The sequence below is a fragment of the Streptosporangium sp. NPDC000239 genome (genome assembly GCF_040300765.1).
GTDB lineage: Bacteria > Actinomycetota > Actinomycetes > Streptosporangiales > Streptosporangiaceae > Streptosporangium.
Map to the genome: position 1 here is coordinate 212,781 of NZ_JBEPEI010000009.1, position 11,085 is coordinate 223,865.

The following is an 11,085-nucleotide window of genomic DNA, read 5'->3' on the forward strand; positions in this document are numbered from 1 at the left end:
GGGGCCATGGCGACAACAAGAGCACAAGCACCGGAGGTGAAGGCCTTTTTCATCGATCCGTCGACGGGTTGGTGAGTGGAGCGTCCGCCGATGGGGGATGACGCGTGACTGATCGCGTCAGGCTGCTTGGCTTACGGGCGAGTATAAGGACGGCTCTGACGTCCGACAAGTGGAATAATGTATGTCACTTGATGTGGTGAATGGAATGTGAGAGGCATGTTCGATGGCTTGTCCACATTCGCAGGAATGAGAGGAAAGATTCCTGGACGGCGACCGTTCTCTTCGGTCTGTTCAGGAAATCGACACAATCGTTCCGGTCATGAATTGTCGTTGAAAGAGTAAAGGGGTCGTCAGTTCTTGGCCTGTGCCCCGTCCGGCTCGTCCGCGGGGGCGGAATCGCCGATGCCGGTCCGGGGTTCGGCCGCCCTGTGGGCGAGGAACTCCGCCTCGGTGACGGTCAGGAAGCCCTCGCCGCCGGGAGCGGGAACGAGATGGTCCCTCGGCCCCCTGCACAGTACGAAGTAGGCCAGGGCGGACAGGAACACCACGATCGCGACCCAGAAGTTGAGACGCTGGCCGAAGAGGATCAGGGCCTCGTCCGTCCTCAGGGTCTCGATCCAGGCCCGGCCCGCGGTGTAGGCCATCACGTAGAGCGCGAACGCGCGGCCCTTGCCGAACCTGTGTCGACGGTCGAGCCAGTAGACGAACCCGGCCACGCCGAGGTCCCACACCATCTCGTAGAGGAACGCGGGGTGGTAGAGGCCCTCCAGCAGGACCGGCCTGCCCTCGGCGTCGACCGCCGCGCTGCCGATCGGCGGTTCTCCCGGGCCGCCGCCGGACATCCTGTGCACCTCAAGGCCCCACGGCAGGTCGGTCCTGCCGCCGTAGAGCTCGTTGTTGAACCAGTTGCCCAGCCGGGCGATCACCTGGCCGATCGGGAGGCCGACGGCGATGCAGTCGGCGAGGAGCGTGAAGCTCAACCGCGTTTTCCTGCAGGCGATCCAGGCGCCGAGCGCGCCTCCGGCGACGGCGCCCCAGATGCCGATGCCGCCCTCCCACACCCTGAGGGTGCCCATGACGCCCTCGCCGCCTGCGCCCCAGTATTTCTCCGGGGTGGTGACGACGTGGTAGAGGCGGGCGCCGACGATGCCGAAGGGCACCGCCCACACGGCGATGTCGAGGGCGGCGGTCGCGGGCGCGCCACGGCTGCGCATGCGTCTGTTCGTGATGAGGCTCGCGGCGACGACACCGGCGACCATGCACAACGTGTAAGCCCGGATCGGAATCTCGAAGAACCCGAGATTCACGTACCAGACCGCTGTCGCCGGGCTGGGAATGCTCGCGAGTATCACGGTGGAGAACACTACAGGCGCGCCACCGGGGCGTACAGGAACGACCAATCTGTCCACAGGACCGGTTTATGGCCGGGTGGTCGCGCGGAAAACGGAAATCCCTCCGGAAAATCGTCCCCCTTCCGGTGGGGCCGGTATTTCGTGCATGGCGGATCCGGTGGGGAAGGCTCTATGCTGGCCGGGATGAATACCTACTCCTGTGGATTGGGGGTCTCGTTCCGGCAAGGTGAGTGCTGATGCGCCCCTTGACCGTGACCGAGGATTCCCGGCTCTCCCTCTGGCTGCACGTGCGCGAGTTCGCCGTGCCGCCCTCCATGATCGAGACAGCGACCGCCCGCCGTACCGTCGGAGACTGGGCGGGGGCGTGCGCGGCGGCGCACGTCGACATCGATCTGAACCTGCGCTCCACGGCTCGCACCCACGGCCGGGAGCTCATGGCCCGAGTCCGAGACGACCTTCGTCACCTGGCTCCTGACCTGCTGCGCTGGCACATGCCGCGGATCGTCCCCGACGGTCTGCTGCGGCCGGGCCTGACCGTCTCCCTGGCCCGATACCTCCCTGTGTCGTACGGCGGCGGCGCCACGGTGCACCTCGTGGCCCGGACCCCACCCGCCTGGGCGGGCGCCGGGCAGCGGATCAGCCTGGCGCTGTGGGACGGGTCCGGGGCCGGACGGCACCCGCACCCCCGGCCGAACCGACGTTTCCGCCTCGACCTGCACCGCCACCTGTGGGACGCCCGCAGGGCCGGTGAGCTGCGGGTCCGCGCCGGGGCCGGCGACCCTCCCTCTCAGGATCCGGGGGTGCCGCTGGAGCCCGGCTGCGCCGTGGACCGGTGGGCGGCCGAGGCGTGGACCCTTCTCCAGGAGGAGAAAGGGGACGCGGTCACCGTACGGCTCGGGAGGCGGCGCCTGCTGGTGCTGGACCTGACGGCGTTCCCTGAGGTACGGATCACGACGGCTCCCACACGGGGCGGCCGGTCGGCGCTGCCCGTGCTGCCGGACGCGGCGACGTGGGTGCCGCCCGACCTGATGCTGCTCCGCGCCGGACTGATCGAGGCCGACCGGCTGCACCCGCTCGTCGCGTCGGCGCTCGCACCGGACCACTCCCCGTCCCGCCCACCACGAACCGGTGGCCGGGAGGCGTGGCGGCTGGTCGAGTGCCGTGGTGCCCGGCACCGGATCGGGCTCGTCGACGGGGTGCTCGTGCCGCTCGACCACGACCCCGCCGAGATACACCGCGAGAGGTTGCTGTCCGCGCTGACCGGTACCCCGCTGCCCTGCCTGCGGGTGATCGAGGAGGCGCACCGTGCCCCGGAGGGCCTCCCCGGCATCCGCGCACGGCTGGAGCACGGCGACGTCGCCGGTGCCCTGGCCGCCGTCGAGGACCTCCTCGGCCCCGGCGCCGCACTGCCCGAGGGCGCCCTGCGGGACGAGCTTGAGGCGGCGGCACGGCGACGGGTCGCGCACGGGCTGTTCCGGACCGGACTGACCGGGCCAGGCAAGGAATCGGTCATCTGGCCTGGTCAGGTGCCCCAGACAGGCGACAAGGCCGACCACGCGCGTTCGCGCCGCACGACGTCCCGCTGAACGTCCCCACCGAACGTCAGCGGACATCCCGCTGAACCCTTCTCAGACCCAGAGGTGATCCGATGCTCGAATTCTCGTCCCGTACCGCTCACGCCGGCGATCTGGAGGTCGCCGCCGACCTGATCGCCATGCTCGGCGACACGACCACGGAGCCGCGTGCCGACCCGCAACTTGAGGCGCTGACCCTGGCCGTGGCGGCCGACCTGCCGGTGCTGCTGTGGGGGGAGCCGGGGATCGGCAAGACCGCGGCCCTCCAGCAGCTCGCCGACGCCCTCGACCTGCCGCTGACCACGGTCATCGCCAGCGTGCACGAACCGTCCGACTTCTCCGGCCTGCCGGTGGTCGGCGACGACCCCGCGACCCAGGGCGTCCCGATGGCCCCGCCGGACTGGGCCGTACGGCTGGCCGCGGCGGGCAGGGGGCTGCTCTTCCTGGACGAGCTGTCCACGGCACCGCCCGCGGTGCAGGCCGCCCTGCTCCGTCTCGTGCTCGAACGCCGGGTCGGCGCCCTGCGGCTTCCGCCCGGGGTGCGGATCGTGGCGGCGGCCAACCCGCGTTCCTCGGCGGCCGACGGCTGGGAGCTGAGCGCGCCCCTGGCCAACCGGTTCGTCCACCTGCGGTGGGCTCATGACCACGACGTGGTGGTGCGCGGTCTCGGCGGGACCTGGCCGAGGGCGACGCTGCCCCGGCTCGACCCGGAGCTGTTGCCGCAGGCCGTGACGTTCGCCAGGCGCGCGGTGTGCGGGCTCCTCGCCGCCCGTCCCACCCTCGTGCACCGGCTGCCGAGCGAGGAGACCCGCAGGGGCGGGCCGTGGCCCTCGCCCCGCAGCTGGGAGATGGCGCTGCGGCTCACGGCCTTCGCCACCGCGGCGAACACCTCAAGGGAGGTGCTGTCCACGCTGGTCAGGGGCACGGTCGGGGACGGTCCCGGGCTGGAGCTGCTGGCCTGGACGGACAGGATGGACCTGCCCGACCCGGAGACGCTGCTGGCCGACCCGGCGGCGGCCGTCCTGCCGGAACGGGGTGACCTGCGCCAGGCCGTACTCGACGGGGTGGTCGAGGCGGTCAGGAGGCGGCCTGAACGGGCCAGGTGGGAGGCGGCGTGGGCACTGCTGGCCAGGGCGCTGGAGACCGGGGCCCCTGACCTGGTGGTCGTGCCCGCGTCCACGCTCGCCGCGTTGCGTCAGGCCGACTGGGAGGTCCCGGCGTCGATCGAGAGGCTCGCCGGGGTGGTGTCGCTGGGCGGGCAGGCCGACAGGGCGGCGGCACGGATCACCGCCGTCGCGGGGCGGGGCCGATGACGTCCGTCGCGACGGGGACGCTGGACCTGGAGAAGCTCTTCGCGGCCCGGCTGCTCGCCGTCCGGGCCCGGCCCTACCTGGCGACGGCGCTGTTCGCGCTGCACCCGGTCGAGTCACGGCGGGTGCCGACGATGGCCGTCGACAGGTACTGGCGCTGCTACGTCTCGCCGCCGTTCGTCGCCGCGACCTCCGTGGAGGAGCTGGCGGGCGTGTGGGTGCACGAAGTCTCCCACCTGCTGCGCGACCACCACGGACGCAGCGACCGGGTCGCCGTGGAACGGGGCCTGACCGGGCCGGGGGAGCGGCTGCGGATGAACATCGCCGCGGACTGCGAGATCAACGACGACGTGTACGGGGACGGGCTGGTCAGGCCCGAGGACGCCGTCGATCCGAAGGCCCTCGGGCTGCCCGAGGGCAAGCTGATGGAGGACTACCTGCGCCGGTTCACGCTGGGGCCGTACACGCAGGGGCTGGTCTGGCTGGACTGCGGCAGCGGGGCCGACGGGCTGGAACGGGATTGGGAGCTCGGGCCGGACGGCGCGTACGGGCTCAGCCCGCAGGAGCGGGACGCGGTGCGTTTCCGGGTGGCGGAGGGCATCGTCGGCCGTCCCGGCGACGCCCCGCAGGGATGGCGCAGGTGGGCCGAGGAGGCGTTCCACCCGCCGCAGCCGTGGCGCGAACTGCTCGGCGCCGCGGTCCGCTCCGCGCTCTCCGGCCCCGGCGCGGGTGAGGACTACGTGTACGGCAGGCCGTCGCGGCGCTCGACGAGCCTGCCCGGCGTCGTGCTGCCGAGCCTGCGGCGCAGACCGCCCAGGGTGTCCGTGGTCGTCGACACCTCGGGGTCGGTCAGCGACGCCGAACTGGGCGGCGCGCTCGTGGAGATCGCCGCGATCGTCCGGGCCGTGGGCGGCAGGCGTGACCTGGTCGGCGTGCTGTCGTGCGACGCGGCGGTCCAGGCGGTGCACGGGCTGTGCCGCGCGGAGGGGATCCCGCTGGTCGGCGGTGGCGGGACGGATCTGCGTACGGGCTTCGCCGGAGCGCTGCGGACGAGGCCCGCGCCGGACGTCGTCGTGGTCCTGACCGACGGGCAGACCCGCTGGCCGGAGGTACGGCCACCGTGCCGGACGGTGATCGGGCTGTTCTCCAGGAGGGGGCGGCTTCGCTCGTGGGAGGAGGACGACTCCTTCTACGTGCCGGATCGGCCACCCGAGTGGGCACGGGTGGTGACCATCGGCTGACCCGGTCGTCGCCGACCGGGCCTGCGCGGGGCGACCGGCTACCCGCACGGGTAGCCGGCCCAGAGGTCCTCCGGGATCGTACGGCGGGCTACTCGGCGGCGCGCAGGCGCACGGGGAGTTCCTGGTGGCCGTTGCTGATGAGGCTGGGGACCGGCCGCAACGTGTCGGCGGGCGCCGCGAGCGACATGGCGGGGAAACGCGCGAAGAGCTGCCGCAGGGCTTCGGCGACCTCAAGGCGGGCAAGAGGGGCGCCGAGGCAGAAGTGCACGCCGTAGCCGAACGTCAGGTGGTCCTTCGCCGCCCGGGTGACGTCGAAGGTGTCGGCGTCCTGCCCGTGCCAGTCGGGGTGGCGGTTGGCGGCGCCGTACGCGGCGAGGATGGGGTCTCCCGCGGCGATGACCTGCCCGCCGGGCAGTTCGATGTCGGTCACGGCGAAGCGCAGCGGCAGGTATTTGATGGCGGGTTCGGCGCGGAGGGTCTCCTCGACGACGTCCTCCCAGGTGGCCCGGCCCTCGTGGACGAGGTGGAGCTGGTCGGGGGAGGTCAGCATCGCGAAGACGGCCTGGTCGATGACGTTGACGGTCGTCTCGTACCCGGCGCTGATCATCAGGATCATGGTGTCGCGCAGTTCGGCGTCGGTGAGGCCGGTGCCGTCCGACTCCTCGTCGCGCGCCGCGATGAGGAGGGAGGTCATGTCGTCGCCGGGGTTGTCGCGTTTGTCGGTGATCAGCCGTTCGATGGTCTCGAAGAGCAGCGCGGTGTTGGCCTGGGCCTGCTCGGGGGTGAGGGTGCTGTCGAAGATGTTGTCGACGAGCTGCCGGAAGTCGTTGCGCCGTTCCTCGGGGACGCCCATCAGGTGACCGATCACGGCGATGGGCAACGGGTAGGCCAGCCGCTCGCGCAGGTCGACCACCTGTCCCGGGGGAACCGCGGCGAGGTCGTCGACCAGCCCGGTGACCATGGCCTGGACGGTCGGCCTCAGCTCGGCGATGCGGCGCGCGCTGAAGGCGGGGGCGATCATGCGGCGTAACCTGCGGTGGTCGGCGCCGTAGGCGGTGAACATGTTCTGAACCCCGATCCACAGGGCGAGCGGCCAGGTCTCCATCGTCCGCTGGAAGGCCGGGTAGTGAAGGCGGCCGTCCTTGGAGACGTCGGGGCTGGTGAGCAGGGTCCTGAGCAGGGCGGGGTCGGTGACCGCCCAGACGCGCAGGCCGAGGACGTCGACCGGGGTGGCCGGGCCTCGGTCCCGCAGGGCCCGGTACTCGGTGTACCGGTCGGCGCCGGCGGGGTCGATGACGAACGGGAGGGGGTGGGACACGTGCCTTCTCCTAACGGTCGCGACGGCGAAGCACACTGAAGATCGATTCTCCGCGCACAGTTGACAGGGCAGCCCGGCCATCTGTGACAGAGGACCGCTCAGTACATCCCCCGACCGGAGGGAAAGGCCACCGTTCCCCTCCAGGACGATCTTCACCGTGGCGAGGGCCCCCGGAACAGGTCCTCAGGCCTGGGGGCCGGGGGGATCGACGATGAGCGTGTAGTCGACGCCCGTGCGGAAGTCCTCGGAGGAGCCGCGGATGGTCAGGGTGTGGCGGCCGGGCTTCAACGGTCGCAGCCGTACCCAGATGCCGCACGCGGGGGAGAGCATCCTCCCCTTCCGGCCGGTCAGCGGGTTGCCCGCGACGCCGGTTATGGCGACGCGGCCCTCGGTCAGCCGTTCGGACGCGACCGGCGCGCCGTCGAGGACGGCCTCACCCTTGGCGGCGGCCATGAACCTCCGGCACTCGGCCCTGGTGGCGGTCCGGTTCACCAGGGGGAACACGATCGGCCGTCCCTCGGGAACCTCGCATGTCCGCCGGGCCGTACCGCCGAAGGTGCCAGCGAGGAACCACACGTCCTGCGGCTGGTTCCGGTGGCAGAACCTTCCGCTCGGGTCCGTGACCGGATTCGTGTTCTCGGGCTCCGAGGACGCCCAGGTCCACCAGCGTCCCTGGATCGACGTCTCCGCCCCGGCTCCGCGAAGCCCGCAACCGGCGACGAGCCCAAGGATCAGCAGAAGGAACGGAACGGATCTGAGGGGCATCCCGGAATCATAGGACTCCGGATCTCGGGTCGGCGGTGTCGTCCGTGACGTTGGTTTCTCCGGGGAGGGCGCGGTGCCCGCTGGGTGACGTTCGGCGAGGGCCGTCCCCGATGTGGGCGCTCGCCGAAGGTCAGAACGTGTTCGCGATCTCGCCGACGAGGAAGGAGCCGAGCTCGACGAGGCGGTCCTTGGGCATGCGGGAGGTCGGTCCGGACAGGGCGATCGAACCGATGCACCTGCCGTTGTTGTTCAGGGGGGCCGCGACGCAGGACGCGCCGACGAGGGTCTCGTCGATGTCGAGGGCGTAGCCGAGGAGCCGGGACTCCTCGACCCGTTGGCGCAGGTCGAGCGGGCCCTTGGCGGCGCGGTCCGTGCCGCCCGAGTAGCTCAGGGTGCCGAGGACCTCGTCGAGGGCGACGTCGTCGAACGTCGACAGGTAGGCCCTGCCGACCGCCGAACAGTGGATGGGCCGTACGGTGCCGAGCCGTTCGCGCAGGGTGAGCACCTCGGACGAGGGCTGGTACTGCACGTAGACCATGTTTCCGCTGGCCGGGGCGGCGAAGAGGGAGGCCTCGCCGGTCCCGCCGGTCAGCCGCTTGAGCAGCGGGCCGACCTTCTCTATCAGCTGTTCGTGCGCGGGATGGTTGACGATCAGCCCGTAGAACCGCTCCGGGCGGATGGTGAACTCCTTGGTGGCGTCGTCGCGGGCGACGTAGCCGGCGTCCACGAGATCGCCAAGTATGCGCAGCGCACTGCTGCGGTTCACGTTGACCAACCGCCCTACCTCGGCCGCCGTCGCAGACTTGGTGGCCAGTTGCTCAAGAACCATGAGACCGCGCCTGATGTGCGACATGCTCCCGAGGTCGCTGTTGTCCCGTGATGGATTGTCTGGCATAGAGAAATTCTCTCCTTACCAAGATCCTGGACTGACCGTCTTCTCGGAATCTTCTCAGTGTGGGCAGGGGTGCGCCGCGCACTGAGGTGTGTTGCGCTGCCGACAACATAGCACGCTCAAGTTGGGCCAAGGAAGCGCCCGATTTCGCAGCTGGACCGGTCCAAGGTGCCGGATCTGTGCTGTTTCACCCCTGGTTGACCCCTTGACACGCCTTGCGGGGCTGCCTAAGTTCGTCAGCCATACGCGTTGCATTGATTGCAACTTTACCGAGGAGTTGAGGATGTCCGAGGTGTCGGAGGGCGTCCAGGTCGTCGACCAGGTCGCGACGGGCGGTGAGGTTGAGCTGGACGGCCTGTCGAAGAAGTACGGGACCGTCGAGGCGGTGCGCGGTGTCTCGCTGAACATCCGACGCGGTGAGTTCCTGGCGATCCTGGGTCCCTCCGGTGCGGGAAAGACGACGCTGCTCAACATGCTCACCGGCTTCGAGGAGCCGACGAGCGGTGCGATCCGCATCAACGGCCGGGACGTCGCGCGGCTGGCGCCGCACAGACGCGAGATCGGCGTCGTGTTCCAGCACTACGCCCTGTTCAAGCACATGACCGTCGCCCAGAACGTGGGCTTCCCGCTGCGGATGCGGCGGATGCCGCTCCGGGAACAGCGCGGCCACATCCAGCACGCCCTTGAGCTGGTCAAACTTGAGGACTACGCGACCCGCTTCCCCGACCAGCTCTCCGGCGGTCAGCAGCAACGGGTCGCGCTCGCCCGCGCGATCGTGTTCCGGCCCGCGCTGCTCCTCATGGACGAGCCGCTCGGCGCGCTCGACAAGCGGCTGCGCGAGCACATGCGCGTCGAGATCAAACGCCTCCAGCGCAACCTCGGCGCGACCGTCATCTACGTGACCCACGACCAGGGCGAGGCCCTCACCATGGCCGACCGCGTCGCGGTGATGAACGACGGCGCCGTCGAACAACTCGGCACGCCGACCGACCTGTACGAGAGACCCGCGAGCGCCTTCGTGGCCGACTTCGTCGGGGAGACCAACTTCTTCACGGGCCGTTCCGTCCTCGACGCCGACGGCCAGGTCCGGGTCGTCCTCGACGGCGACTCGTCGGAACACCGCCGTGAGGTGGCCAACGCGGCCTCGCTCAGGCCCGACCGGGGCGTCGAGGTCGGGGTCCGCCCGGAACAGGTCTCGCTGCTGCCCCCCGACGGCGCCGACGGCACGGGCGCGCAGGCCGTACCGGGTGTGGTGAGCGAGGTGCTGTACGAGGGCGCGACGGCGCTGCACGTCGTCGAGACCGCGATCGGGAACCTCAACGCGCGCCTGTCGTTCAGGAACCTCACCGAGACCAGATGGACCGTCGGCGACCGGGTCGCCGTCCACTGGGACCCCTACGCCGCACGCGGCTACCACGCGGACGGCCGGCGGTAAGCCGCGGGCCAGGACGCGTCAGAGATGTGCAAGACAGAAAGGTTCGGCTGATGAAGTTCTCCCGGAAGACCGTGCTGGGGGCGGCGGTGACGGCCGGAGCCCTGCTCACGACCACCGCCTGTGGAAGCGGCGACGACACCGGCGGTGCCCCCTCCGCCGGTACGGTCGTCGTCCCCGACCCCGGTGGTGACCTGGGCAAGGCGATGAAGAAGGCCTTCTTCGACCCGTTCGAGAAGAAGACGGGGATCGACGTCGTGCTCAGCCCCGGCGAGTTCGACGCCGCCGTGGTGCTCACGGGCGTCAAGGCCGGTGCCCCCGCCTTCGACCTGGTGAACATCAACGGCGCCGTACTCCAGCGGTTCCGCGACGGCGCCGCCCTCGAACCGGTCGACTACACGCTGTGGAAGGCCGGGGATCGCGAGAAGATCTCCCCGGTGAAGGCCGCCGACGACGCGGTGCCCGCCTACTACATCTCCGTCGTCCCGGCCTGGAGCACCGCCAAGCTCGGCGACCAGGCGCTGACCTCGTGGGCGGACTTCTGGGACGTCGCGAAGTTCCCCGGGAAGCGGACCCTCGCGCCGGGCGCCTGGGGCGCGGGCGGCGCGACGTTCGAGATCGCGGCACTGGCCGACGGCGTCGCGCCGAAGGACCTCTACCCCATCGACTACGACCGGGTGTTCGCGAGCCTGGACAAGCTCAAGCCGAACCTCGTCAAGTACTGGGAGACCGGCGCCGAGCCCATCCAGCTGCTCACCGGCGGCCAGGTCACGGTCGCCAGCGCGTGGAACGGCCGGGTCGCGGGCGCCAAGGAGAAGGGCGTACCGGTCGCGAGCACGTGGAACCAGTCGATCCTGCAGTACGACAACTGGGCGATCCTCAAGGGCGCCAAGAACGCCAAGAACGCCCAGAAGCTCCTGGCCTTCATGATGGAGCCGCAGGCCCAGGCGGACTTCGCGAACGCGATCACCTACTCGCCGGCGAACTCGGCGGCCTTCGACCTGCTCCCCGAGGACCGCGCCGCCCTGCTGCCGACGTCACCGAAGAACGTCGCCTCCGCCGTGACCCAGGACTACGACTGGTGGACCTCCACCGCCCCCGGGTCGACCAAGTCCAATGAGGAAGTCGCCATCGAGCGCTGGCAGGCGTGGGTCTCCAAGTAGCCCACGGCCCGTCCGCGATCGAGACGACCTCGACCTAG

9 protein-coding genes are annotated in these 11,085 nt (G+C 70.6%); 5 read left to right on the forward strand and 4 right to left on the reverse strand.

Translation table 11 applies throughout. The features are described 5' to 3' along the window. Positions 1–350: 350 nt before the first annotated feature. Complete coding sequence (locus tag ABT340_RS23275) at positions 351–1,259, reverse strand: prolipoprotein diacylglyceryl transferase family protein (protein ID WP_502992525.1); 909 nt, start codon at positions 1,257–1,259, stop codon at positions 351–353. A 329-nt stretch (positions 1,260–1,588) separates the two neighbouring features. On the opposite strand from ABT340_RS23275, the gene ABT340_RS23280 reads away from it, so the two are divergent. The 3 genes from ABT340_RS23280 to ABT340_RS23290 all read left to right on the forward strand — a co-directional run bounded on the left by ABT340_RS23280 (position 1,589) and on the right by ABT340_RS23290 (position 5,477). Further along, complete coding sequence (locus ABT340_RS23280) at positions 1,589–2,938, forward strand: hypothetical protein (RefSeq protein ID WP_352012902.1); 1,350 nt, start codon at positions 1,589–1,591, stop codon at positions 2,936–2,938. A gap of 62 nt (positions 2,939–3,000) precedes the next feature. Next, positions 3,001–4,239: an AAA family ATPase gene (locus tag ABT340_RS23285; protein ID WP_352012903.1), complete on the forward strand. Its 1,239-nt coding sequence runs from the start codon at positions 3,001–3,003 to the stop codon at positions 4,237–4,239. After that, a complete protein-coding gene (locus tag ABT340_RS23290) occupies positions 4,236–5,477 on the forward strand; it encodes a vWA domain-containing protein (protein ID WP_352012904.1) in 1,242 nt (413 codons plus the stop codon). The genes ABT340_RS23285 and ABT340_RS23290 overlap by 4 nt, the downstream gene beginning before the upstream one ends. An 88-nt stretch (positions 5,478–5,565) precedes the next feature. On the opposite strand, the gene ABT340_RS23295 is transcribed toward ABT340_RS23290, so the two are convergent. The 3 genes from ABT340_RS23295 to ABT340_RS23305 form a co-directional block, all read right to left on the reverse strand. After that, on the reverse strand, positions 5,566–6,795 hold the full coding sequence (locus tag ABT340_RS23295; protein WP_352012905.1) for a cytochrome P450 family protein: 1,230 nt from the start codon (positions 6,793–6,795) through the stop codon (positions 5,566–5,568). 183 nt (positions 6,796–6,978) lie between these two features. Continuing rightward, positions 6,979–7,560, reverse strand: a complete 582-nt coding sequence (locus ABT340_RS23300) for a signal protein (RefSeq protein WP_352012906.1) — start codon at positions 7,558–7,560, stop codon at positions 6,979–6,981. Positions 7,561–7,690: 130 nt separating this feature from the next. After that, complete coding sequence (locus ABT340_RS23305; RefSeq protein ID WP_352012907.1) at positions 7,691–8,455, reverse strand: IclR family transcriptional regulator; 765 nt, start codon at positions 8,453–8,455, stop codon at positions 7,691–7,693. Positions 8,456–8,735: 280 nt separating this feature from the next. Here ABT340_RS23305 and ABT340_RS23310 point away from each other — a divergent pair, with 280 nt between their 5' ends. Continuing rightward, entirely contained in the window at positions 8,736–9,887 is a 1,152-nt protein-coding gene (locus tag ABT340_RS23310) for an ABC transporter ATP-binding protein (RefSeq protein ID WP_352012908.1), read from the forward strand. A gap of 50 nt (positions 9,888–9,937) precedes the next feature. Continuing rightward, complete coding sequence (locus ABT340_RS23315) at positions 9,938–11,047, forward strand: ABC transporter substrate-binding protein (RefSeq protein WP_352012909.1); 1,110 nt, start codon at positions 9,938–9,940, stop codon at positions 11,045–11,047. Positions 11,048–11,085 lie beyond the last annotated feature (38 nt).

Excerpts from the sequence above, each read along its gene's own strand:
- ABT340_RS23315 (WP_352012909.1), top strand. The coding sequence starts at position 9,938 with ATGAAGTTCTCCCGGAAGACCGTGCTGGGGGCGGCGGTGACGGCCGGA.
- ABT340_RS23275 (WP_502992525.1), bottom strand. The coding sequence starts at position 1,259 with ATGGTCGCCGGTGTCGTCGCCGCGAGCCTCATCACGAACAGACGCATG.
- ABT340_RS23300 (WP_352012906.1), bottom strand. The coding sequence starts at position 7,560 with ATGCCCCTCAGATCCGTTCCGTTCCTTCTGCTGATCCTTGGGCTCGTC.
- ABT340_RS23280 (WP_352012902.1), top strand. The coding sequence starts at position 1,589 with ATGCGCCCCTTGACCGTGACCGAGGATTCCCGGCTCTCCCTCTGGCTG.
- ABT340_RS23305 (WP_352012907.1), bottom strand. The coding sequence starts at position 8,455 with ATGCCAGACAATCCATCACGGGACAACAGCGACCTCGGGAGCATGTCG.
- ABT340_RS23310 (WP_352012908.1), top strand. The coding sequence starts at position 8,736 with ATGTCCGAGGTGTCGGAGGGCGTCCAGGTCGTCGACCAGGTCGCGACG.
- ABT340_RS23290 (WP_352012904.1), top strand. The coding sequence starts at position 4,236 with ATGACGTCCGTCGCGACGGGGACGCTGGACCTGGAGAAGCTCTTCGCG.
- ABT340_RS23285 (WP_352012903.1), top strand. The coding sequence starts at position 3,001 with ATGCTCGAATTCTCGTCCCGTACCGCTCACGCCGGCGATCTGGAGGTC.